We start from the raw sequence: 24,039 nt of genomic DNA on the forward strand, positions 1-24,039 counted from the left end.
GTGCAGGACACCACCAGCAGCACGGCATCCAACAGCCCGGCCCCCAGCGGCACGGCCTCGCCGCTGGCTCCGGAGTGGCTCGCCGTCCCCGCTGACCTCAACGCCCTCCATACCCCGGTGTGGGCGGGCGGGGTGGAGCGGAGCGCCAATGGCGAACTGGCCATTGACGGCATCCCGGTCAGCAGCCTCAAGGAGCAGTACGGCACGCCCCTGTTCGTCATGAGCGAATCGGACTTCCGCGCCCGTGCCCGCGCCTTCAAGGATGCATTCGACGAGGCTTTTGCCGACATCTGCGGCGGAGTGGACGTCTACTACGCCGGCAAGTCCTTCCTCTGCACCGCCGTCGCGGCGTGGGTGGCCGACGAGGGGCTGCGGCTGGACACGTGTTCCGGCGGCGAACTCGCGGTCGCGGCGCGTGCCGGGATCGACGGTGAGAACCTTTCGCTGCACGGCAACAACAAGTCCGACGCCGAGATCAACCGGGCGCTGGACATGAACCTCGGCCGCATCGTGGTGGACAGCCTGGACGAGCTGGAGCGCGTGGCCAAAATCGCCTCCGGCCGCGGGGAAACCGCCAAGGTCATGCTGCGGCTGACGCCCGGCGTGCACGCCCACACCCACGAGTTCATCGCCACCGCCCACGAGGACCAGAAATTCGGCCTCTCCATGGCGGAGGATTCCACTGCTGAAGCAGGCCTGTCCGCAGCGGAGGAAGCGGTCGCTGCGGCCACGTCCTACGACAGCGTGGAGCTGCTGGGCCTGCACTGCCACATCGGCTCGCAGATCTTCGAGCCGGACGGCTTTGCGCTGGCCGCCCGGAAGCTCCTGACCTTCCTGGCTGCGGTGCAGGCCAAATACTCCATCACCTTGCCCGAGCTTGACCTCGGCGGCGGGTACGGCATCGCCTACACCCCGGTGGACACGCCCCGCCCGGCAGCCGACATCGCGCAGGCGATGGCCGCCGTCGTCCGTTCCAAGTGCGCCGAACTGGGCATTACTGCCCCCCGGATCTCCATCGAGCCCGGCCGCGCGATCGTGGGCAGCAGCACCTTCACCCTGTACGAGGTGGGCACCCTGAAAACCGTGCGGGTTGACGCCCCGGCCGACGGTGAGGGTGAAAATGCCGGGAAAAACGTTACGCATCCGCGCCGCTATGTGTCAGTGGACGGCGGCATGAGCGACAACGCCCGTCCGGTGCTGTACGACGCGGATTATTCGGCCATTCTCGCCTCGCGGACCTCCGCAGCGGCGCCGCAGCTGTCCCGAGTAGTGGGCAAACATTGCGAGAGCGGCGACATAGTTGTTAGAGATGTATATCTGCCCGAGGACGTGGCAGCCGGTGATCTGCTCGCTGTACCGGGGACCGGCGCCTACTGCTGGGCCCTGTCAAGCAACTACAACTATCTGGCCCGGCCGGGCGTTGTCGCTGTGCGCGACGGAGCTCCCCGGCTGATTGTCCGCGGGGAAACCGAACAAGATCTGCTGAACCGCGACATGGGAGTCTGAATGACCGAATTGCGAACCCTGAAAGTGGCCCTGCTGGGCTGTGGCAACGTCGGGGCTCAGGTGGCGCGGATTCTGATTGACGACGCCGGGACCCTGGCGCCGCGCACCGGCGCCCGCCTGGAACTGGCCGGCATCGCCGTACGCAACCTCGACGCCGAGCGCGATGTGGACCTTCCGCGCGACCTGTTCACCACCGACGGTGAAACGCTCGTCAAGGACGCCGACCTCGTGATCGAGCTGATGGGCGGCATCGAGCCTGCCCGTTCGCTGATCCTCTCCGCCATCCAGAACGGCGCAAGCGTCGTCACCGGCAACAAGGCCCTGCTTGCCGCAGACGGCCCCGCCCTCTACGAAGAGGCGGACAAGGCCGGCGTCGAGCTGTCCTACGAAGCCGCCGTGGCAGGCGCCATTCCCATCCTGCGCCCCATCCGCGACAGCCTGTCCGGTGACCGCATCACCCGCGTGCTGGGCATCGTCAACGGCACCACCAACTTCATCCTGGACCAGATGGATTCCACCGGCGCCCAGTTCGCCGACGCCCTCGCCGAGGCCCAGCGGCTCGGTTACGCCGAGGCCGACCCGACGGCCGACGTCGAGGGCCACGACGCCGCTGCCAAGGCCGCGATCCTGGCGTCCCTGTCCTTCCACACGCGCTTCGACCTGGAGAACGTCCACTGCGAGGGCATCACCCGCGTCAGCGCCGCCGACATCGCGGCCGCCAAGGAAGCCGGTTTTGTCATCAAGCTGCTGGCCATTGCCGAAAAAATCGGCAACGGCGAAGGTGATGAAGGGGTCTCTGTGCGGGTCCACCCGACGCTCCTTCCGCGCGAACACCCGCTGGCAGCTGTCCGCGGCGCCTTCAATGCGGTCTTCGTCGAGGCGGAGAACGCCGGCGAGCTGATGTTTTACGGCCAAGGTGCCGGCGGGACCCCGACGGCGTCTGCGGTGCTGGGCGACGTCGTCTCGGCCGCGCGCCGCATCGTCCTGGGAGGCCCCGGACGCATCGAGTCCACCACCGGCCACGTCCCGGCGCTGCCGATCGACGCCGCGACCACCAGCTACTACATCGGCCTGGATGTTGCCGACCAGCCCGGCGTCCTGGCGAAGATCGCCCAGCTGTTCGCCGAGCACGGTGTCTCCATCGAAATCATGCGCCAGACCATCCACCGCGATGCCGACTCCAACGTGGAATCGGCCGAGCTGCGGATCGTCACCCACCGCGCAAGCGAAGCTGCACTGGCAGCGACCGTCGAGGCCGTCAAGGGCCTTGACGTGATCAATTCCGTTACATCCGTACTGCGGGTAGAAGGAGCTTAAGTGGCTCACCAATGGCGCGGTGTCATCCGCGAATACGCTGACCGTCTGCCCGTAACGGCGGCCACCAGGGTCATCACCCTCGGCGAGGGCGGCACGCCCCTGGTCCACGCCCAGAAGCTTTCGGAGCTGACGGGCTCGGACGTCTACCTCAAGGTGGAGGGCATGAACCCAACCGGCTCCTTCAAGGACCGCGGCATGACCATGGCCATGACGGCCGCCGTGGAGGCCGGGGCCAAGGCTGTGGTGTGCGCGTCCACCGGAAACACCTCGGCATCGGCTGCAGCGTACGCCACCGCCGCGGGCCTGACGTGTGCCGTGCTGGTGCCCGAAGGCAAGATCTCCATGGGAAAACTGAGCCAGGCCATTGCGCACGGCGCCACGCTCCTGCAGGTTGACGGCAACTTCGACAACTGCCTGGACATCGCCCGCAAGCTGGGCGAGTCCTACCCGGTGTTCCTGGTCAACTCCGTAAATCCGGCCCGCATCCAGGGCCAGAAGACCGGTGCCTTTGAGATCGTCGATGCGCTGGGCGACGCCCCGGACATCCACGTGCTCCCGGTGGGCAACGCCGGAAACATCACCGCCTACTGGAAGGGCTACAAGGAGTACTCCGCCCCGTTCGAGTCCGCCACCGCGGGCACGCTTGCTCCCGTCGCCACGAAGACCCCCGCGATGTGGGGCTTCCAGGCCGCCGGTGCCGCGCCGTTCGTGGCCGGCCACCCCATTACGGAACCGGACACCATCGCCACCGCCATCCGGATCGGCAACCCTGCCTCCTGGGACGGCGCCATCGCCGCACGTGACGAGTCTGGCGGATTCATCAATTCCGTCACGGACGATGAGATCCTGGCCGCCCACCGCTGGCTGTCCGCCCGTGAGGGCGTCTTCGTGGAGCCCGGCTCCGCAGCCGGCGTCGCAGGCCTGCTCAAGAAGCACGCTGCCGGTGAAGTGCCCTCCGGCAAGACCATCGTCATCACCGTCACCGGTCACGGCCTCAAGGACCCCCAGTGGGCACTCCGGACCGAAGACGGCAGCGATGTCCAGCCTGTCAAGGTGCCGAACGACGTCGTGACCGTTGCTGCAGAGCTGGGACTGGAAGACAAATAACAGTGGAAACCACGCTGCCGCAGACCACCCAGCTGCCCGCCATCCAGAGCGGGCAGCAGGTGACGGTCCGGGTTCCGGCCACCAGTGCCAACCTCGGCCCCGGCTATGACAGCCTGGGACTGGCCCTGACGCTGCACGACACCCTCACCGTGGAGAGCCTGGACAGCGGCGAGCTGGTCTTCGAGCTCAGCGGTGAGGGGGCGGACTCCCTCCCGAGGGACGCCAGCCACCTGGTGGTCCGGGCCATGAATGCCGCCTTCGGGCGGCTGGGCTACCGCCACACCGGCCTGAAGATCACGGCGCAAAATGTCAATCCGCACGGCCGTGGCCTCGGTTCGTCGGCATCCGCAGTCGTGGCAGCCGTGACGGCGGCCAACGCGCTGCTGCCGGCGGGGGAGCAGCAGGACCGGAACTGGATCCTGCAGCTGACCAGCGAGATGGAAGGCCACCCGGACAACGTCGCTCCCGCGATCTACGGCGGACTGGCGCTGTCGTGGCAGGACAGTGACCAGTACAGCACCACGTGCGCCACCGTGGACGCTGCGGTTATCCCCATCGTCGCAGTTCCGGACTACGAGCTTTCCACCGAGGCCGCGCGAGCCTTGCTGCCTGCGTCCATCGGCCATCACGCGGCCGCGATGAACTCCGGCCGCGCCGCACTTCTGATCCACGCCCTGACGCAGAAGCCTGAATTCCTGCTCGCCGGCACCGAGGACTTCCTGCACCAAAGCTACCGTGCGGAGGCTATGCGGCCCAGCGCCGCCCTGATCAAGGCGCTTCGCGGAGCCGGCCACGCTGCCGCTGTCTCCGGCGCGGGACCCACGGTTCTGGCCCTGGCCAACGGTGAGGCAGAGGCCGCCGTTGTCCTGGAGTTTATTGCCGCGTTCTCCGAGGCGAACACGCCTGGCATCAACTGGCGTGTGATGAAGCTGGCAGTCGACGTCGAAGGTGCTAAAGTGGGAGTGCACCGGCGGTAACACCGCATGCAGTCTCCGCAGTCATCACCGCATTTACTGAGTCACCACAGCATTCACTGATGCAGCGCGACGGCGAATCTGCAGTCGAGAGGGCCCTGCAGCCAAGCGACCGTGCAGTCAACGACTCCGAGATAGGCCTTAATCGGTCATCGGGTCAGAATCTGCTTGGATCCGATGCTTCGACCTCTTAATGCGCAATATTTTCCGGTGCCACCTGCTTGGCCTGGCCAGGACCCTACAGATGTTTTTCTGTTCCCTGAACCGCCAGTCCGCCGCCCCGCCATCTATGCGGAGCTTTTGAAGGTGATCAGTATCCGGCCCTGCTGGCCGAAGTCCAACCGGCAAGGCCGACATCCTGGCTGCAGATCTGAACTGCAGCCCAGATCCAATCATCGCGTCCAGCTCACAGTCTGGACGCCGTCGAGGGGGAAGGATCCTTCGTGACCGAAACCACTGAGCTGTCGCCAGCTGTGGACACACCAACTTCTGCTTCCGGATCGTTGACGGAAGCTCCCGCCAAGAGCAGCGGCCTTGCTGGCCTCAAGCTCGCCCAGCTGCAGGCACTCGCCAGCCAGCTTGGTATCTCCGGCGGATCCCGCATGCGCAAGGGTGACCTGGTGACGGCTATTTCCGCGCACCGTGCCGGCACGTCCGCCACCAAGGCACCGGCGCGTACCGCAGCAAAGGCCGCCGAGGCCAGCGCTGCAGCCCCTGCCGCCACGCCGGCCGCAGAGGCTCCGGCCCAGGAAACGCGAGCACGCGGCCGTGGCCGCAGCCGCCGGGCAGTGAGTGACGGAATTGTCGCCGCAGCCGCTGCGGAATCGGCCGCCACTGAGGCTCCGGCCGCTGCGCCGGCTGAAGCACCTGCCGCCACCGCGCCTGCTGAAGCAACTGTGCCCGCAGAGGGTGCTGCTGCCGAGGCAGAAGGCGCCGAACGCCGCCAGCCGCGCACCCGCAACCGCCGCCGCGGCGAAGCAGCCGCAACGGCTCCCGCCGAGGCACCCGCCGCTCCCGCCGAAGCAGCCCCCGAGGCACGCGGTGCTGAAGAACGCGTCGCCGAGGGCCGCACTGAGGCACGCGGCACTGAGGCCCGCGGTGCCGAGACCCGCGGTGTCGAGACCCGCGGTGCTGAGGCCCGCGAGCAGGCCACCGAAGGCGAAGCCGGGCAGCGCGAACGCCGCGACACCCGCAGCCGCGGCGGCCGTGACGCTGGCGAAGCCGGCGGACGCGACACCCGCCGTGATGACACCCGCCGCGACGACACCCGTCGCGACGACAACCGCGACGCCGACGACGACGGCGGCAGCCGCCGCAACCGCCGCAACCGCCGCGACCGGAACGACCGCAACGAGCGCTCCGACAGCCGCGACGGCAACCGCAACGAGCGTTTCCGCGACCGCAACGACCGCCGCCGGGGACGCAGCCAGGGACCCGACGTCGACGACGTCGAAGTGACCGATGACGATGTCCTGCTGCCGGTGGCCGGCATCCTGGACGTCCTCGAAAACTATGCGTTTATCCGCACGTCCGGTTACCTGCCGGGCCCGAACGACGTGTACGTCTCGCTTGCCCAGGTCAAGAAGTACAACCTGCGCAAGGGCGACGCCGTCGTTGGCGCCATCCGCGCACCCCGCGACGGCGAAGACCGCGGCCAGCAGTCCGCCCGCCAGAAGTTCAACGCGCTGGTTCGTGTCACCTCGGTGAACGGCAAGACCGCCGAGGACCTCAGGGACCGCGTGGAGTTCGCCAAGCTCGTCCCGCTGTACCCGTCCGAGCGACTGCGCCTCGAGACCGACCCCAAGAAGATCGGCCCCCGCGTCATCGACCTGGTTGCCCCGATCGGCAAGGGCCAGCGTGGCCTGATCGTCTCTCCGCCCAAGGCCGGCAAGACGCTCATCCTGCAGTCCATCGCGAACGCGATCACCACCAACAACCCTGAGGTCCACCTCATGATGGTGCTGGTTGACGAACGTCCCGAAGAAGTCACGGACATGCAGCGCACCGTCAAGGGCGAGGTCATTGCCTCCACCTTCGACCGTCCCGCCGACGACCACACCACCGTGGCCGAGCTTTCCATCGAGCGCGCCAAGCGCCTCGTGGAAATGGGCATGGACGTGGTGGTCCTCCTGGACTCCATGACCCGTCTGGGCCGTGCCTACAACCTGGCAGCACCGGCCTCCGGCCGCATCCTGTCCGGTGGTGTGGACTCCGCAGCGCTGTACCCGCCGAAGCGGTTCTTCGGTGCTGCCCGCAACATCGAAAACGGCGGCTCGCTGACCATCCTGGCAACGGCCCTCGTGGAGACCGGATCCAAGATGGACGAGGTCATCTTCGAAGAGTTCAAGGGCACCGGCAACATGGAGCTCCGCCTGTCCCGCCAGCTGGCTGACAAGCGCATCTTCCCGGCCGTGGATGTCAACGCCTCCGGCACGCGCCGCGAAGAGAACCTGCTCTCGGCCGAAGAGGTCAAGATCATGTGGAAGCTGCGCCGCGTCCTGTCAGGTCTTGAGACCCAGCAGAGCCTGGAACTGCTGACCAACAAGATCCGCGAGACCCAGAGCAACGTCGAGTTCCTCATGCAGGTCCAGAAGACGACGCTTGGTTCGAAGTCGGATAACGACAAGTAGCTGCGTACGCCGCTCAAAATATGCCGGCCACTCCCTGGCCGGCATATTTTGGGCGGCTTCGTCGTTAAGTCGCCACTTCCTGGCCCGACAGCAACGCGGGGTCAGATATAGCCCAATGGAGACGCCGGATTGGGCGGTAAGTGACCCCGCGTTGCAGTTACTAGACTTGGTTACAAGTCGAAAGAGGTTTTGAAAATGTTTGAGTCCGTACAGGGCCTATTGGATGAGCATGATTCCATCCAGGCGCAGTTGGGGGATCCGGCTGTTTACGCTGACCAGAAGCTGGCGCGGAAGCTGGGGCGGCGGTCTGCGCAGCTGAACGGCATTGTGGAGGCCTACCACAAGTGGCACGCTATTGCGGATGACCTGGCAGCGGCCAAGGAGATGGCTGCCGAGGATCCCGAGTTTGCTGCCGAGGTGCCGGAGCTGGAGGCTGCCCTGGAGAAGACGGCCGCGAATCTGCGCCGCCTGCTGATCCCCCGGGACCCGGATGATGCCCGCAATGTGATCCTTGAGGTCAAGGGCGGTGAAGGCGGCGACGAAGCTGCACTCTTCGCCGGTGACCTCCTGCGCATGTACACCCGCTACGCGGAGTCCCGCGGCTGGAAGACCGAACTCATTTCCGCCACCGAATCCGATCTGGGCGGATACAAAGACGTCCAGATGGCCGTCAAGGGCAGCTCCAACGATCCCGCCGAAGGCGTGTACGCGCGGCTCAAGTTCGAAGGCGGCGTGCACCGGGTCCAGCGTGTCCCTGTGACGGAATCCCAAGGCCGCATCCACACGTCGGCCGCCGGCGTCCTGGTCCTGCCCGAAGTTGATGAGCCCGAAGAGCTCGAGATCAACCAGAACGACCTCAAGATCGACGTGTACCGGTCCTCGGGTCCTGGCGGCCAGTCCGTCAACACCACCGACTCCGCGGTCCGCATTACGCACCTTCCCACCGGCATCGTGGTGGCCATGCAGAACGAGAAGTCACAGCTGCAGAACCGTGAAGCCGGCATGCGCGTCCTCCGGGCCCGCATCCTGGCCCACCAGCAGGAACAGATCGACGCCGAAAACTCGGCCCAGCGGAAGTCCCAGATCCGCACCATGGACCGGTCCGAGCGGATCCGTACCTACAACTACCCGGAAAACCGGATCGCCGACCACCGCACGGGCTACAAGGCCTACAACCTTGACCAGGTCATGAACGGCGACCTCGAGCCGGTCATCCAGTCAGCCATCGAGATGGACGAACAGGCGCGGCTGGACGCCATCGGCGACTAGGCGCCCAGGGATCAGATGACGTCCGAGTACAGTCCGGCGCTGCCGGCCCAGTCCCTGGCCGCCGCGGTGCAGGAGGCAACCGAGCGCCTCACCGAGGCCGGCGTCCCCAGCCCCCGGGTAGACGCGGAATTGCTGGCGGACCATCTGCTCGGCGTGGGCTTGGGGCGGCTGCGGGCCATGATGCTCGGCGATGCCCCGGCCCCGGCCGGCTACGCGGAACTCGTGGCCGAGCGCGCCACCCGGATCCCGCTCCAGCACATCACGGGCGTCGCGCACTTCCGCTACCTTCAGCTCGCGGTGGGACCCGGCGTCTTCATTCCCCGGCCGGAGACCGAGTCCGTCGTGCAGCTTGTCATCGACCGGCTTCGCGCACTAGAACGCGCCGGAGTGGTCCGCCCCAAGGTGGTGGACCTGGGCACGGGCTCCGGTGCCATCGCCGGATCAATCGCACACGAGGTGCCAGAGGCCGAGGTTTTCGCGGTGGAGTTCAGCGAGTTCGCGCACGCCTGGGCGGCAAAGAACCTCCGGCCGCTGGGGGTCACCCTGCTGCTGGGGGACCTGCGGGACGCTCTGCCGGAACTCAACGGAACGTTCGACGTCGTCGTCTCCAACCCGCCGTACATCCCCGCCGAAGCCATCCCCAACGAACCGGAAGTGGCGCTCCACGACCCGCCGGAGGCGCTTTACGGCGGCGGAGCGGACGGCATGGAACTTCCGACGGCGGCAGCCGCCTCGGCGGCGCGGCTCCTGGTTCCCGGGGGCTACTTCGTGATGGAACACGCTGAAGTCCAGGCCGGCTGGATCTCGACCATGCTGAACCGGACCGGGCTCTGGACCGGTGTCACCACGCATTTCGACCTTAATGGCAAGGAGCGGGCCACCAGCGCCATGCTTGCCGCAGTGCCCGCGGAGTAATGAAAGAATGAGGCAGTGACCACTACGTACAACTGCACGGCCGATGACGAACGGACCGAAGGGATCGCCCACGCGCGGCGGGCGATCCTCGAGAAGAAGTGCGTCGTCCTTCCCACGGACACCGTCTACGGAATCGCGGCCGATGCCTTTTCCCCGCAGGCCGTCACCATGCTGCTGGTCTCCAAGGGACGCGGCCGGAACATGCCGCCGCCCGTCCTCATCCCGCGCCTGAACGCGCTCGACGGGCTGGCCACGGATGTCTATCCGGATGCCCGCGAGCTGGCCGAGGCCTTCTGGCCCGGTGGCCTGACCCTGATCTTCCACGCCCAGCCGTCGCTCGACTGGGACCTGGGCGAGACCAAGGGCACGGTGGCCCTTCGCATTCCGGACGACGAGGTGGCGATCGACCTGCTGACCGTTACGGGCCCCCTCGCCGTGTCTTCGGCGAACCGCACAGGACAGGCGCCGGCGCAGACAGCCTTTGAAGCCAGGTCCCAGCTCGCGGAGTCTGTGGAGGTCTACCTTGAAGGCGGCTTCCGGCCGGTCGAGGGAACCGACGCCCGGCCTTCCACCATCGTGGATGCCACATCGCTTCCGCTGCGCGTGGTCCGTGAGGGTGCCATCAGCCTGGAGCGGCTGCGCGAGGTGGTTCCCGGGGTTCTCGACATCAACGGCAACGCGGCTGAGGGGACTGAGGCCACTACTGCGGAGGAGGCTGAAGTCACCGCTGAGGGCGAGGCTGGGGCCACATTGGTCCCGGGCGAAGACGCTGTGGCAGAGGGCACCGCGTCGGAGAGCGCTGCGGACGATTCTGCGCAGTCCGCTGCCGGCGAAAAGCCCGCAAGCACCGAATGACGCTGCAGAGGCAACCGATACCCGTTCTCGGAGTGGATGCCACGCCTCTGGACGTTGACGGACTCACTGCAGTCCTCAACGGCTTCGTGGCCGACGGGACTACCAGAACAGTCGTTGGACACAATCTCCACAGCGTGACGCTTTTTCACTCCGAACCGGAGTTCAGGAAGTTCTACGAGAACAGCGACGTGGTTCTTCTCGACGGCGCGCCTGTCCTCTGGCTGTGGGGGAGGGGCCGGGACACGACGGACCGCGACCCGCGGCCCGTCATGGACTACCGGCTCGGTTCAACGGACTGGATTCCCGCGCTGGGGCAGCTGGACGGCCTCCACCGCATCGCCATCCTAGGGGCCGGCGCGGACGCCAATGCCAAGGCCGTGGCGAAGCTGCAGGACATTGTCCCGGGCGCCACTGTCTCCGGAATGCCGGGGGAGGGCTGGGATCCGGACCTGGAGGAGAAGGCCGCCGCATGGCTGGCGGAACGCCAGCCCCAGCTGGTGCTGATCGGTCTTGGCATGCCGTTGCAGGAAGAGGTGCTGTGGCGCCGCCTGCCGTCGCTGCCGCCTGCAATCTATTGCGCCGTGGGCGGCGCAATCGAGCAGATCGCCGGCATCCAGAAGCTGGCGCCCCGCTGGCTCGGCCGGCTGGGCCTGGAATGGGCGTGGCGGCTGCTGCTTCATCCGCGGCGCGTGGCCTACCGGGTATTCGGCGAGCCGTGGGTTCTGCTGGCACTCCTGCTGCGGCGCCGGCTGCGCGGCCAGGGCTGACACAACAGCGCCCGCAACGCAGCCCCCGCCTACGCTAGAACTTCTGGTCCTTGAGCGGGGCAAATCCCTTGCCGCGCAGCCCCGTGGAGAAGGCCCGGAACCAGTCGGCCAGCCCGCGAAGATCGCCCCGGCGGAGGAAATAGCCGAGGTAGCCGCCCACATCGGCCACCAGGGACTTGAGCCGGAAATGGCGGCGAATAAGGTAGCCGCGGTTGCGGTAGTAGTAGTAGCGCTTGAACGCGCTCTCCGGGACGATGACGTGCCAGCGGGCTCCGAACACATGCTTCGTTTCGGAAAAGGCGTGCGGGTGCGTGATCGCTGCCGTGGTGACGGTGCCGAAGCGGATGCCCGCCTTGCGCAGCCGGATGGTGAAGTCCACCTCGTCGCCCCGGATGAAGAGGCGCATGTCCGGCAGCCCCACCTTGAAGAAAACATCGGAGCGGATCAGCGCGCCGTTGAAGAAATGGCCGTCGTTCGCCAGGAAGCCCACCTTCTCGAGCGCGGACCGGTCATGGGAGACTTTGCCATCCAGCCGGAAGAAGAAGGAGAGCTGGTCGGGGTGGCCCGGGGCGACTACCAGGGGAACCACGGCTTCGAGGTCGCGGGCCTCTGCCTCCCGGATCAGCGTGGCAAGGCACTCGGCATCCGCGGGCTCGGCGTCGTCATCCATCATCCAGACCCAGTCGGCGCCGCTGGCGACGGCCTTGAGGGCCGCGAGGGAGAATCCGCCGGCTCCGCCGAGGTTGGCCTCAGAACGGACGTAGTCCACGTTGGCGTGCTCTGCAGCGACGTCCTTCGCCGGCACCGTGCCGCTGTCAACAAGGCAGATTGTCGACACCGGTGCCGTCTGGCCATTGATGGCTTTCAGCAGGACAGCGAGTTCATGGGGACGGTCAAACGTCACGGCGGCAACTGCGACCGACACTGGCATTACGGGGATCCTTTCAGCACAGCCGTCGGCAAGTTTCCCGCCGGCGCATGGCCGTGTGACGCGAAGCGATGTACCCGTTGGCGTTAGTATCTTGACTAGAGTCCACTGTAATACAGCCCTGTCAGGCACTATGCACTGCCTGCCTGTGCGCATGGCGACGGAGAAGTTTCATTTATTGCACGTCAGATCCACACCTATCGAGCCCGCATGGTCCGCCCGGCCTGACCCCGAATCCCCATCCGCATAGCCCGCAGCAAGTCCGCATGGCGCGCGCCAACACCAGGTGCGGCGTCAGCAGCAGGCACACTGCCACGGGAACGGTGGCCGCGCCATGATCATGTACCTGTCCATGATGCTGACGGCGGCAATCATCTCCTACGCGGCAACCTGGGGGGCACGGCTGATCGGCAACCGGCTGGAACTGTTCGCGCCGATCCGCAGCAGGGACATGCACTCCAGCCCGGTGTCGCGGCTGGGCGGCCTGGGCATCTTCGCCGGCGTGCTGGTGGCCCTGGCAGTGGCGAGCCAGTCTTTCTTCGTCAAGGACATCTTCCGGAACAACGGGGCTCCGTGGGGTGTGCTGGCGGGGGCCGCGGTGATCGTGGCGGTGGGCGTTGCGGACGATCTGCTGGACATCCGCTGGTGGGTCAAGCTGATCGGGCAGACGCTTGGCGCCCTGGTAGTGGCGCTCTGGGGAGTGCGCATGACCATCATCCCGTTCATCCCTGAGCCGATCCGCTTTGAATCGGACCCGGTGCATGTCATCCTCACCACCGTCCTCATCGTCGTCACGATGAACGCTTTCAATTTCATCGACGGGCTCGACGGTCTGGCAGCCGGAGTTGCCATCATCGGCGGGTCCGCCTTTTTTCTCACGGCCTACTGGGTGCACCGGAACGCGCCCATCCTGGACCGCTCGGACCTCGCGACGCTCATCACGGCAGTGCTTGTGGGCAGTTGCCTGGGTTTCCTGCCGCACAACTGGTTTCCGTCGAAGATCTTCATGGGCGACGCCGGCGCCATGCTGATCGGCCTGCTGATGGCCTCTGCGGGTATCGTTTCGACAGGCCAGATCACCTCCGGTCTGTACGACCGCGTCAACGGCATCCCCACGATCATTCCCATCCTGCTGCCGTTCGCGGTCCTTTTTCTGCCGCTGCTGGACTTGTGCCTCGCGGTGGTGCGGCGCACCGCCGTCGGCCGTTCGCCGTGGTCCGCCGACCGCGGACACCTGCACCACAAGCTCATGGACATCGGTTACTCTCACCGCACCGCCGTCATGTTGCTCTACCTGTGGGCGGCGGTACTGTCCTTTGGTGGTTTGGCCTTTGCCGTCTACCCCTGGCAGGTGGTGCTGGCGGTGATGATCGTCGCAACGCTGGTTATGGGCCTCGTCACGGCGTGGCCGTACCTGAGCCGCCGGGGCGACAGCACCGGAGCAGGGCAAACGCCCGAGTAGGGCAGCTTTTTCGGAAAATTTCTATCTCGTGTAGAATTCAGGTGTAGGTCTTTCCTGCACCACTCCACCCTGCCCCGAAGATTGGGTTCGCATGACCTCCAACGCCCAGCCCGGACCTGCGTCCGGCAAAGGATCCGTTGGCGTCTCCGGGCCCACGCGCTCGCTCTGGCTCGGTTTGCTCGGACTCAGTTCCGCGGTGGCCGGCAGTGCCCTGGTTCTCACCGGCGTGGTGGCTGCCCTGCTAAATGGCTGGACCGGTGTTTTGTCCAGCAGCCTGGGTGGCCTCCTGGTAGTTGTGTTCTTCGCCATCAGCCTGCTGATCGGACATTTCGTCGGCCGCAACAACCCCTCGGGTGCGGTCGGCCTGTTCGTGGCGACGTACTTCGTCAAGGTCATCGGCTTCGCCGTGGTGCTGTTCGCCGTCGGTGCACCCGGCTGGCTGCATGGCCGCTGGTTCGTCATCGGCGCCGTCGTAGCCGTGGTCACCTGGCAAGCTGCCGAGATTTACGGTTTCAGCAAAGCCCGGTTGCAGATCTTCAACGACCCCGAAGCGGACAAGGGCAGCACCGATGTCTAAGCGAAACCACCCCCGTAAAAATGACCCGGGAACACCTGCACCGACGCCCGGTCCCGCCGCCGCACCCGGCGTAAATTCCGACGGCGGTTACAACGCTGGAATGGCCGTCTTTAGCTACATTATTGGCGGAATCATCGTCTGGAGTTTGATAGGGTGGGGACTGGATTATCTGTGGGGAACCCGCTGGATTGTGCTCGTAGGCGCTCTGCTTGGAGCTGCGGGAGGGTTCTATCTGTCCCATATGCACGGCCTCACCAGTTCAAGGAACCCAACTGGCGGGAACGGTGCAGCCAGCGGCCCGTCCGAGGACGGGAACAGTAATGCCAAATAATTTCACGAGGGGGAGGGCAAGCATGACGCGCGCCGGAACCCGACCAACGCCCAACGATGGACACTGCAGAGAGGAAACGCGTTGATCGCGCTTGCGCTCCCGGCCCAGAATTCAGGAGAGTTCACTCCTCCCGGAATTGAAGAACTGCACCTGCCGGCAATCCTGCCGTGGGGCGCGGCTGACGGATTCTCCAAGCAGATGCTGCTGGTTATCCTGTCTGTCGTCATTATCGCTACATTCTTTCTGCTCGCTGCACGGAAGCAGCAGCTCGTTCCCGGCAAGCTGCAGTTCGCAGGTGAAGCCGCCTACGGCTTCGTCCGCAACAGCATCGCCAAGGACATCATCGGTGGCAGGGACTTCATCAAGTACGTCCCGCTGCTGTTCAGCCTGTTCTTCTTCATCTTGGTGAACAACATCTACGGCGCAATCCCGGTGATCCAGCTCCCGAGCTTCTCGCACGTCGGCGGCGCCTACGTGCTGGCTGCCATCGTGTACGTCACCTGGATTGGCATCGGCATCAAGAAGAACGGCCTGCGCTACTTCAAGCTCGCCACCGTTCCGTCCGGTGTCCCGGTGTACATCCTGCCGATCGTCATCCCGATCGAAATCATCTCCAACTTCCTGGTCCGCCCGGTCACGCACAGCCTGCGTCTCTTCGCCACCATGCTGGCCGGCCACCTGATCGTCATGATTGCCGGTTCCGGCATCGAGTACCTCGTCCTGCAGGAGAACGTCCTCCTCAAGGGCACCTCGGTCCTGGTTCTCGCCGGTGCGATTGCCATGTACATGCTGGAAGCGCTGATCATGGCGCTGCAGGCATACGTGTTCACCCTGCTGACCGCGATCTACATCGAAGGCGCACTCCACGCCGACAGCCACTAGGCACTCCATACTTCCCCCCGGGGGATGAAGCAACCCAAACAACCTGCCATATACATGGCATCTTGAAAGGAAGAAACATGAACGGCTCCATCAACGGCTCCCTCAACCTCATCGGCTACGGCCTCTCGGCCATCGGCGGTGGTATCGGTGTGGGTCTCGTGTTCGCTGCGTACATCAACGGTGTGGCACGTCAGCCGGAAGCCCAGCGCGTCCTGCAGCCGATTGCATTCCTCGGCCTTGCGCTGACTGAAGCCCTCGCCATCCTGGGCCTGGTCTTCGCTTTCGTTCTCAAGTAAACCTTCAGAACCTAGCGAACATTCAGAACCGAGTAGATAAGGACGGGTGAAATATGAATCAGCTGATCATCTCAGCCGCCACTCAAGGCGCCGAGGCGGCTAACCCGCTCGTTCCCAACCCCTGGGAAATGGGCGTCGTCCTCGCCGGCTTTGCTGTCCTCTTTTTCATCGTGGTCAAGTTCGTTGTCCCGATGTTCGAGAAGACGTTCGCGGAGCGGGCCGAGGCCATCGAGGGCGGCATCGCCAAGGCTGAGAAGGCCCAGGCTGAGGCTTCTGCCGCACTCGAAGAGTACAAGCAGCAGCTCACTGATGCCCGTGCGGAGGCCAACCGTATCCGCGAGGAAGCACGTGCCGAAGGCGCTCAGATCCTGGCGGAACTGAAGGAGAAGGCTGCCGCAGAATCTGCGCGCATTACCGCTCAGGCACACGTGCAGATCGAATCCGAGCGCCAGGCGGCAGTTGTGTCGCTGCGTTCAGAGGTGGGCACTCTCGCCACCACGCTTGCGGGCCGCATCGTAGGGGAGACCCTCGAGGACGACGCACGCGCAGCACGTGTTGTTGATCGCTTCCTCGCCGATCTGGAGTCCCAGAACGCAGGTGTAGCTAAATAATGGCAGGTGTATCGAGCGAATCGCTGACCAAGGCGCTGACCGGGCTGGAGCCAAAGCTTCCGTTTGCATCGCTGCAGTTGGCAAAGGAACTTTTCGGGATCCTGGGCACGGTTGACAGCTCGGCTGGCTTGCGCCGCGCACTGACTGACCCCTCCCGCAGCGGTGAGGAAAAGTCGGCGTTGATCAAGCAGCTCTTCGGCGGAAAAGCTTCCGCCGAAGCCGTGGACATCGCAGCCCGTCTGGCCAGCTCACGCTGGGCATCGGCGCGAGACATCGGCGATGCACTCGAGACGCTTGCCGCAACGGTGGTCATCGCCGTTGCTGAAAACAAGTCGGCCGTTTCTGCCTCCGGTATCACCGGTCTGGAAGAACTCGAGAACGATCTGTTCTCCTTCAACCAGTCCGTGGCTGGCAGCCACGAGGTGCAGCGTGCCCTGTCTGAACCGCAGGCCAGTGCCGCAGCAAAGATCACCCTGGCCGAAAGGCTGGTTCCTTCCGCGAGTGAGGAAGCCAAAGTCCTGATTGGACAGGCAGTGACGCAACCCCGTGGCATCAAGGCAACCAGGCTCCTTAGCCGTTTCGCCGAGCTCGCCGCCAAGCGGCAGCAGCGCTGGATTGCGACGGTCAGCGTCACGCGTCCCCTGACGGGGACGCAGGAGAACCGTCTGCAGGCGGGATTGAACTCCCTCTACGGACGCGAGCTGAAGGTTAACTTCAATGTTGATCCCACGCTGATCGGCGGCATCCGGGTGCAGGTGGGGGACGAAGTGCTCGACGCTTCGGTCCTCACCCGCCTGAACGAGCTGCAGCGCCAGCTGGCCGGTTAGCCGGAGAAGCACAACACAACTGATAGAAACCCCGGTCATCGTGAGCAACGGTGATCACGAATACAGGAGAGCAGGGACTGCAGATGGCCGAATTGACCATCAACGCCGACGACGTCCGTAATGCGTTGAACGAATTCGCGGCGTCCTACGAACCCGGAAACGCTGAGCGCGTAGAGGTCGGCCGTGTGACCGCCGCAAGTGACGGCATCGCCCGTGTTGAGGGCCTTCCCTCGGTCATGGCGAACGAGCTGCTTCGCTTTGAAGACGGCACCTTGGGCCTCGCCCAGAACCTCGACGTGCGCGAGATCGGTGTCATCGTCCTCGGTGACTTCTACGGCATCGAAGAAGGCCAGGAAGTTCACCGCACCGGACAGGTTCTGTCCGTACCGGTCGGCGACGCCTTCCTCGGCCGCGTGGTTGACCCCCTGGGTGTGCCCATCGACGACCTCGGCGAGATCAAGGCCGAGACCACCCGTGCCCTGGAACTTCAGGCGCCTGGCGTTACCCAGCGCAAGTCGGTCCACGAGCCGATGCAGACCGGCCTGAAGGCCATCGACGCGATGATCCCGATCGGCCGCGGCCAGCGTCAGCTGATCATCGGCGACCGCCAGACCGGCAAGTCCGCGATCGCGATCGACACGATCATCAACCAGAAGGCCAACTGGGCTTCCGGCGATACCACCAAGCAGGTCCGCTGCATCTACGTCGCCATCGGCCAGAAGGCTTCGACGATTGCTGCGATCCGCCAGACCCTTGAGGACAACGGCGCGCTCGAGTACACCACGATCGTTGCTTCCCCGGCGTCCGACCCCGCCGGCTTCAAGTACCTTGCACCCTACGCCGGTTCGGCCATTGGCCAGCACTGGATGTACGGCGGCAAGCACGTCCTCATCGTGTTCGATGACCTGTCCAAGCAGGCCGAAGCCTACCGCGCCGTGTCGCTGCTGCTGCGCCGCCCGCCGGGACGCGAAGCCTACCCGGGTGACGTCTTCTACCTGCACTCCCGCCTCCTGGAGCGTTGTGCCAAGCTCTCCGACGAGCTCGGCGCCGGCTCGATGACCGGTCTTCCGCTCATTGAAACCAAGGCAAACGACGTTTCCGCCTACATCCCGACCAACGTGATCTCCATTACCGATGGCCAGATCTTCCTGCAGTCGGACCTCTTCAACGCCAACCAGCGTCCCGCTGTTGACGTTGGTGTCTCGGTGTCCCGCGTCGGTGGTGCCGCGCAGGTCAAGTCCATGAAGAAGGTCTCCGGTACCTTGAAGCTGGACCTTGCCCAGTACCGCGACATGCAGGCGTTTGCGATGTTCGCATCGGATCTCGATGCCGCATCCCGCCAGCAGCTGACCCGTGGTGCACGACTGATGGAACTGCTCAAGCAGGGCCAGTACTCGCCGTTCCCGGTCGAGAACCAGGTCGTATCCATCTGGGCCGGTACCCAGGGCTACCTGGACGACGTTCCGGTTGAGGACATCAGCCGCTTCGAGTCCGAATTCCTGGAGCACCTCAAGCACAAGTCCTCCATCCTCACGACGCTGGCGCAGACCAACGTCCTGAGCGATGACACCGTGGAAGCACTGAAGACCGCCATTGTGGACTTCAAGAAGGGTTTCTTCGGCGAGGGGGACAACCATCTGGTAGGCGCAGGCCACGAGGAGCATGAAGCTATCTCGGAGGGTCAGGTCGACCAGGAAAAAATCGTCAGGCAGAAGCGCTAGTTTCGCTGGCAGGGACTGCCGGAACTCCTCGGGGTTCCGGCAGTCCCGGCCATCGGGATCTTAGGAAAGGATAAGTATGGGAGCCCAGATCCGGGTCTACCGCCAGAAGATCAGCTCGACGACGTCGATGCGCAAGATCTTCAAGGCGATGGAACTGATCGCTACCTCGCGCATCGGCAAGGCCCGCGCACGCGTAGCAGCTTCACTGCCTTACGCGAACGCGATCACGCGCGCCGTTTCTGCCGTCGCAAGCCAGAGCGAAATCGACCACCCCCTGACCACCGAGCCGGAGAACATCCGCCGGGCGGCCGTCCTGGTTATCACCTCGGACCGCGGCCTCGCAGGCTCGTACTCCGCCGGTGTGCTCAAGCAGGCCGAAGGCCTGAACGAGCTGCTCCGTGCCGAAGGCAAGGAAGTCAAGACGTACCTGGTGGGCCGCAAGGCTCAGGCTTACTTCGATTTCCGGAACCGCCCCTACGGGCGCGTCTGGACCGGCAACACCGATGCCCCGGAATTCGCCACGGCCCGGGAAATCGGCGCGGCCCTGCTTGAGGACTTTGCCATCGATTTCGAAGAGGGCGGCGTGGACGAGATCCACGTCGTCTACACCCGCTTCAAGTCCATGGTGACCCAGGAACCGACCGTCATCCGACTTCTTCCCCTCGAAGTTGTGGAAGAGCAGGCGGCGTCCGAATCGGAGCTGCTTCCGCTTTACGAGTTCGAACCGGAGCCGGAACAGGTGCTCAACGCACTGCTGCCGCGCTACATCGAGTCCCGCATCTTCGCGGCCATGCTGCAGGCAGCGGCTTCCGAGCTTGCCGCACGCCAGCGGGCGATGAAATCCGCCGGCGACAACGCCACGGACCTCATCAAGAAGTACACGCGTCTGCGCAACACCGCCCGCCAGGCAGAGATTACGCAGGAGCTTTCCGAAATCGTGGCCGGCGCCGACGCACTCGCGTCGTAGCCGGACCGGTCCCGGACCCCCTGCAACAAAAGATAAACTTAACCCCACGCCATCTACGAGTGAAGTGAGAGAGATGACTGCCACCGCTACCGAACACGTAGCCGCAACGTCCGGTGCTACCGGCCGTATCGCACGTGTCATTGGCCCGGTTGTCGACGTCGAATTCCCGGCTGACGCAATCCCCTCGATTTACAACGCACTCACCACCGAGATCACTCTCAATGGTGAGACCAAGACCATCACGTTCGAGACCTCCCAGCACCTGGGTGACAACCTCGTCCGCGCTATCTCCCTGCAGGCAACCGACGGACTGGTCCGCGGCACGTCCGTAGTGGACAGCGGTTCGCCGATCACCGTGCCTGTTGGCGATGGCGTCAAGGGCCACATCTTCAACGTCCTCGGCAAGCCGCTGGACGTCGATGAGTCCGAGATCCAGGCTTCGGACTACTGGCCCATCCACCGCAAGGCTCCGTCCTTCGCGTCCCTCGAGGGTTCCACCGAGATGCTCGAAACGGGCATCAAGGTCATCGACCTCCTCACCCCGTACATCAAGGGTGGAAAGATCGGCCTGTTCGGCGGCGCCGGCGTGGGCAAGACCGTTCTGATCCAGGAAATGATCACCCGTGTTGCCCGCAACTTCGGTGGTACCTCGGTGTTCGCCGGCGTCGGTGAGCGTACCCGTGAAGGTAACGACCTCTGGGTTGAAATGGAAGAGGCAGGCGTCCTCAAGGACACCGCCCTTGTGTTCGGCCAGATGGACGAGCCGCCGGGAACGCGTCTGCGCGTGGCACTGTCCGCACTGACCATGGCGGAGTACTTCCGCGATGTCCAGAACCAGGACGTACTGCTCTTCATCGACAACATCTTCCGCTTCACGCAGGCAGGTTCCGAGGTTTCCACGCTGCTGGGCCGCATGCCTTCCGCCGTGGGTTACCAGCCGAACCTTGCCGACGAGATGGGCCTCCTGCAGGAGCGCATCACGTCCACCAAGGGCCACTCCATCACCTCGATGCAGGCCATCTACGTCCCCGCAGATGACTACACCGACCCGGCGCCGGCCACGACCTTCGCGCACCTGGATGCGACCACGGAACTTTCCCGTGAAATCGCCTCCCGTGGCCTGTACCCGGCCGTGGACCCGCTGACGTCCACGTCCCGAATCCTGGATCCCCAGTACATCGGCAAGGACCATTACAACACGGCTGTCCGTGTGAAGCAGATCCTGCAGAAGAACAAGGAACTCCAGGACATCATCGCCATCCTCGGTGTTGACGAACTGTCTGAAGAGGACAAGATCGTGGTGTCGCGTGCACGCCGCATCCAGCAGTTCCTCTCCCAGAACACCTACACCGCCAAGCAGTTCACCGGCGTTGAGGGCTCCACCGTTTCCATCAAGGACACCGTGGAAGGCTTCTCCGCCATCTGCGACGGCGAACTCGACCACATTGCAGAGCAGGCGTTCTTCAACATCGGTGGCCTGGATGACGTTGAGCGCCAGTGGGCCAAGATTCAGGAACAGACCAAGTAATATGGCTGAGCTTGAGGTTGAGATTGTCGCAGCGGACCACTTTGTGTGGTCCGGGGCGGCCAAGATGGTCAAGGCCCGCACCAGCGATGGTGAAATCGGAATCCTGCCCGGCCACTCGCCCGTGCTGGCGATTTTGGCCGAGGGTCAGCTGGCAATCGAGCCGGTTTCCGGCGACCGCATTGCCGTAGATGTTGACGGCGGATTCTTCTCCGTCGACAACAACCGGGTGGTAATTGTTGCTGACAACGCCCAACTGGGTGACGCGGCCACTGCGGGGATCCGATAGCACAACCCTGATGGACGTTACTTCCTTGCCGTTCATCGCCATAGCAACCGTGTTTGCGGTGCTGATTTTTACACTGTGCCTTTTTGGGGTGCGCCGCTTCAATCTGCGGCGCGCCCTGGGCACGGTGGACGCCTCCATTCGTACGGCTGGAAAGAGCTGGCGGATGGGGGTTTGTCGTTATCAGGACAATGAGCTTGAGTGGTTCAAGCTGCTCTCGCTGAGCGTCCGGCCCCGCCATCGCTTTAAACGGAGCTCGCTTGAGCTGCTGGGCCGGCGCCAGCCGACGGAGGCTGAGCTGGTCAAGGTTCAACCTGACGTCGTGATCGTGGAGTTGCGGTACGAGGGTGAGGACGTTTTCCTGGCCATGAAGTTCGACGCCTACACGGGTTTGTCCTCGTGGCTGGAAGCCGGACCGGTCATCGGCGTGGGGACCTGGCGCTGAACGCTCCTGCCGCCCAGCTACGCGAATGCGCCGCCGCTGCTGAATGTTTCAACATCTGAAAATATTTGTGACACAAAAAATGATCCCCGGCACGAATGCCGAGGATCATTTAGTTTGAGACAAATTAGACTACGGTTACGCCCGTGGCCTGCGGTCCCTTGGCGCCCTGGCCGATTTCGAACTGAACGCGCTGGTTCTCGTCGAGGGTCTTGAAGCCGCCGGTCTGGATCTCGGAGTAGTGAACGAAGACATCGCCGTCGGAGTCATCCGGGGTGATGAAGCCGAAGCCCTTTTCAGCGTTGAACCACTTGACGGTTCCCTGTGCCATTTATTTCTCCTCAGTATGGAACTTTTAAGGCCAGTACACCTCGTACTGGTCTTGGTTACTCCGCGAGAAGAATCCTGGCCTGCACTCCGGATAACCGGAATCGCTTTGCAGGAGCTTCGCGCTCGCAACATGTCTTGCGAGCATGAAAAACACCTACACAAAGACTGATACAAGAATTTCACGGGTAAACGGTCAGGTCAACGGGCAAAACGGCGGATTCCGGCAAATTTTGGGCAAATCCGGAGTAAACGCCCGATCACCCCTTGGCTACGGTCCAGTGGGTTCCAACATGCCGTCAGAAAAGCCGGGATTCGACGTCGTCAACGCCCCTCATTGCGTCGTAATCCAGGGTCACGCAGTCAATGCCGCGGTCCGTGGCGAGCACCCTGGCCTGCGGCTTGATCTGTTGGGCGGCAAAGATACCCCGCACCGGCGCGAGCAGCGGGTCACGGTTGAGCAGCTCGAGGTAGCGCGTCAGCTGCTCCACGCCGTCGATGTCGCCGCGGCGCTTCAGTTCAATGGCAACGGTGGACCCGTCGGCATCCCGGGCAAGGATGTCCACGGGGCCGATGGCCGTGAAGTATTCCCGCCGGATCAGGGAAAACCCTTCGCCGAGCGTCTCGATCTGGTCGGCGAGCAGCCGTTGCAGGTCTGCCTCGACGCCGTCCTTGATCAGGCCAGGGTCCTGTCCCAGCTCGTGCGAGGTGTCGTGGAGCTGTTCGTGGATGTTGATGATGAGCCGGTCGTCCGTCTTGGCCGACTGAACGGTCCACTGTTCGACGACGCCCAGTTCTATGTCGGCGTCCTCCGGGGAGGAGACGCGGAGGGTGGCGGGCGGGCTCATCCAGTTCAGGGGCTTGTAGGAGCCGCCGTCGGAGTGCACCAGCACGGAACCGTCGGCCTTCACCAGAAGGAGCCGGGTGGCGAGGGGGAGATGGGCTTTGAGCCGGCCAACATAATCAACGGAGCAACGGGCTATGACGAGACGCACGCCCTACACCCTACCTTCTCTGCGGTGCCTTCTCTGCCGGGCCGACGTCAACGGCACAAGGCTTGGCGTGCAGTCGCGCGGTGTCACGCGGGGCGGGGCCGGGGCGCCGGCTGGGGCAGAATGGAGGCATGCCCCGCTCCAACCGTCCCCGCCGCGCCAAGACCGGGCGCGGTCCGTCCGGAAACGCTCCCGGCGGAGGGAAGCATGGCGGAGGTCACCCACCGGAACTTGACCTGGAGCGTGCCCGGGCAGGATTCGCCCGCCGGGAAAGCGCGCCCGACGGCGACTGGATAGTGCGGACCATGACGGCCCGCAACGCCGAAAAGACGTACATCTGCCCGGGCTGCTCCACCGCTGTACCGCCCGGCATCGCCCACCTTGTGGTCTGGGCGGACGACCATCTGTTCGGGGCTGCCGCGGGACTAGCCGAGCGGCGCCACTGGCACACCAACTGCTGGACATCCCGTAACTTCCGCTACCGGTAGGCCAGACGGCCGTGTGGGCCGTGTCCGGAGCAACCCG

The 24,039-nt window shown here is 64.6% G+C and carries 25 protein-coding genes; 22 read left to right on the forward strand and 3 right to left on the reverse strand.

Annotation, left to right across the window (positions count from 1 at the left end; translation table 11 throughout):
• From lysA to AC1DFE_RS01915, 9 genes are all read left to right on the forward strand, one after another.
• The gene (gene lysA, locus AC1DFE_RS01875; RefSeq protein WP_476904217.1) at window positions 1–1,506 is read left to right on the forward strand and encodes a diaminopimelate decarboxylase; all 1,506 of its coding nucleotides are present in this window, start codon (window positions 1–3) and stop codon (window positions 1,504–1,506) included.
• Complete coding sequence (locus AC1DFE_RS01880; RefSeq protein ID WP_476904218.1) at window positions 1,507–2,823, forward strand: homoserine dehydrogenase; 1,317 nt, start codon at window positions 1,507–1,509, stop codon at window positions 2,821–2,823.
• A complete protein-coding gene (gene thrC / locus AC1DFE_RS01885) occupies window positions 2,824–3,930 on the forward strand; it encodes a threonine synthase (RefSeq protein ID WP_476904219.1) in 1,107 nt (368 codons plus the stop codon).
• 2 nt (window positions 3,931–3,932) lie between these two features.
• On the forward strand, window positions 3,933–4,907 hold the full coding sequence (thrB, locus tag AC1DFE_RS01890) for a homoserine kinase (protein ID WP_476904220.1): 975 nt from the start codon (window positions 3,933–3,935) through the stop codon (window positions 4,905–4,907).
• A 440-nt stretch (window positions 4,908–5,347) separates the two neighbouring features.
• Complete coding sequence (gene rho, locus AC1DFE_RS01895; protein ID WP_476904221.1) at window positions 5,348–7,534, forward strand: transcription termination factor Rho; 2,187 nt, start codon at window positions 5,348–5,350, stop codon at window positions 7,532–7,534.
• A 195-nt stretch (window positions 7,535–7,729) separates the two neighbouring features.
• Window positions 7,730–8,803: a peptide chain release factor 1 gene (prfA, locus tag AC1DFE_RS01900; protein ID WP_476904222.1), complete on the forward strand. Its 1,074-nt coding sequence runs from the start codon at window positions 7,730–7,732 to the stop codon at window positions 8,801–8,803.
• 15 nt (window positions 8,804–8,818) lie between these two features.
• Window positions 8,819–9,718 (forward strand): peptide chain release factor N(5)-glutamine methyltransferase, encoded by a 900-nt coding sequence (gene prmC / locus AC1DFE_RS01905; RefSeq protein ID WP_476904223.1) that lies wholly within the window; start codon window positions 8,819–8,821, stop codon window positions 9,716–9,718.
• 15 nt (window positions 9,719–9,733) lie between these two features.
• A complete protein-coding gene (locus tag AC1DFE_RS01910; protein ID WP_476904224.1) occupies window positions 9,734–10,573 on the forward strand; it encodes an L-threonylcarbamoyladenylate synthase in 840 nt (279 codons plus the stop codon).
• Window positions 10,570–11,340 (forward strand): WecB/TagA/CpsF family glycosyltransferase, encoded by a 771-nt coding sequence (locus AC1DFE_RS01915; protein ID WP_476904225.1) that lies wholly within the window; start codon window positions 10,570–10,572, stop codon window positions 11,338–11,340. Before AC1DFE_RS01910 ends, AC1DFE_RS01915 begins: the two co-directional genes overlap by 4 nt.
• A gap of 34 nt (window positions 11,341–11,374) precedes the next feature.
• On the opposite strand, the gene AC1DFE_RS01920 is transcribed toward AC1DFE_RS01915, so the two are convergent.
• Window positions 11,375–12,271, reverse strand: coding sequence for a glycosyltransferase (locus AC1DFE_RS01920; RefSeq protein WP_476904226.1), 897 nt, complete (start codon window positions 12,269–12,271; stop codon window positions 11,375–11,377).
• Between the two features lie 331 nt (window positions 12,272–12,602).
• Here AC1DFE_RS01920 and AC1DFE_RS01925 point away from each other — a divergent pair, with 331 nt between their 5' ends.
• The 12 genes from AC1DFE_RS01925 (at window position 12,603) to AC1DFE_RS01980 (ending at window position 22,198) form a co-directional block, all read left to right on the forward strand.
• Window positions 12,603–13,730 carry an MraY family glycosyltransferase gene (locus AC1DFE_RS01925; protein ID WP_476904227.1) on the forward strand — a complete coding sequence of 376 codons (1,128 nt, stop codon included), beginning with the start codon at window positions 12,603–12,605 and terminating at the stop codon, window positions 13,728–13,730.
• Window positions 13,731–13,821: 91 nt separating this feature from the next.
• Window positions 13,822–14,307, forward strand: coding sequence for a hypothetical protein (locus AC1DFE_RS01930; RefSeq protein WP_476904228.1), 486 nt, complete (start codon window positions 13,822–13,824; stop codon window positions 14,305–14,307).
• On the forward strand, window positions 14,300–14,638 hold the full coding sequence (locus AC1DFE_RS01935; protein ID WP_476904229.1) for an AtpZ/AtpI family protein: 339 nt from the start codon (window positions 14,300–14,302) through the stop codon (window positions 14,636–14,638). Before AC1DFE_RS01930 ends, AC1DFE_RS01935 begins: the two co-directional genes overlap by 8 nt.
• Before the next feature lie 81 nt (window positions 14,639–14,719).
• Complete coding sequence (gene atpB, locus AC1DFE_RS01940; RefSeq protein WP_476904230.1) at window positions 14,720–15,520, forward strand: F0F1 ATP synthase subunit A; 801 nt, start codon at window positions 14,720–14,722, stop codon at window positions 15,518–15,520.
• A gap of 77 nt (window positions 15,521–15,597) precedes the next feature.
• Complete coding sequence (gene atpE, locus AC1DFE_RS01945; RefSeq protein WP_211882710.1) at window positions 15,598–15,816, forward strand: ATP synthase F0 subunit C; 219 nt, start codon at window positions 15,598–15,600, stop codon at window positions 15,814–15,816.
• A gap of 53 nt (window positions 15,817–15,869) precedes the next feature.
• On the forward strand, window positions 15,870–16,427 hold the full coding sequence (locus AC1DFE_RS01950; protein WP_476904231.1) for a F0F1 ATP synthase subunit B: 558 nt from the start codon (window positions 15,870–15,872) through the stop codon (window positions 16,425–16,427).
• Window positions 16,427–17,254, forward strand: a complete 828-nt coding sequence (locus AC1DFE_RS01955) for a F0F1 ATP synthase subunit delta (protein WP_476904232.1) — start codon at window positions 16,427–16,429, stop codon at window positions 17,252–17,254. The genes AC1DFE_RS01950 and AC1DFE_RS01955 overlap by 1 nt, the downstream gene beginning before the upstream one ends.
• A gap of 83 nt (window positions 17,255–17,337) precedes the next feature.
• Entirely contained in the window at window positions 17,338–18,975 is a 1,638-nt protein-coding gene (gene atpA, locus AC1DFE_RS01960) for a F0F1 ATP synthase subunit alpha (RefSeq protein WP_476904233.1), read from the forward strand.
• A gap of 76 nt (window positions 18,976–19,051) precedes the next feature.
• Window positions 19,052–19,942: a F0F1 ATP synthase subunit gamma gene (locus tag AC1DFE_RS01965; RefSeq protein ID WP_476904234.1), complete on the forward strand. Its 891-nt coding sequence runs from the start codon at window positions 19,052–19,054 to the stop codon at window positions 19,940–19,942.
• Between the two features lie 73 nt (window positions 19,943–20,015).
• Entirely contained in the window at window positions 20,016–21,470 is a 1,455-nt protein-coding gene (gene atpD / locus AC1DFE_RS01970) for a F0F1 ATP synthase subunit beta (protein WP_476904235.1), read from the forward strand.
• 1 nt (window position 21,471) lies between these two features.
• Window positions 21,472–21,756, forward strand: coding sequence for a F0F1 ATP synthase subunit epsilon (locus AC1DFE_RS01975; RefSeq protein ID WP_306924356.1), 285 nt, complete (start codon window positions 21,472–21,474; stop codon window positions 21,754–21,756).
• A gap of 10 nt (window positions 21,757–21,766) precedes the next feature.
• Window positions 21,767–22,198: a DUF2550 domain-containing protein gene (locus tag AC1DFE_RS01980; RefSeq protein WP_476904236.1), complete on the forward strand. Its 432-nt coding sequence runs from the start codon at window positions 21,767–21,769 to the stop codon at window positions 22,196–22,198.
• 124 nt (window positions 22,199–22,322) lie between these two features.
• Here AC1DFE_RS01980 and AC1DFE_RS01985 read toward each other — a convergent pair whose 3' ends face one another.
• Entirely contained in the window at window positions 22,323–22,526 is a 204-nt protein-coding gene (locus tag AC1DFE_RS01985; RefSeq protein WP_003804766.1) for a cold-shock protein, read from the reverse strand.
• A gap of 295 nt (window positions 22,527–22,821) precedes the next feature.
• On the reverse strand, window positions 22,822–23,517 hold the full coding sequence (nucS, locus tag AC1DFE_RS01990) for an endonuclease NucS (protein ID WP_476904237.1): 696 nt from the start codon (window positions 23,515–23,517) through the stop codon (window positions 22,822–22,824).
• Between the two features lie 128 nt (window positions 23,518–23,645).
• On the opposite strand from nucS, the gene AC1DFE_RS01995 reads away from it, so the two are divergent.
• On the forward strand, window positions 23,646–24,002 hold the full coding sequence (locus AC1DFE_RS01995; protein WP_476904238.1) for an ATP/GTP-binding protein: 357 nt from the start codon (window positions 23,646–23,648) through the stop codon (window positions 24,000–24,002).
• The last annotated feature ends 37 nt before the right edge of the window (window positions 24,003–24,039 follow it).

Source organism: Arthrobacter sp. 05T423, assembly GCF_056396245.1.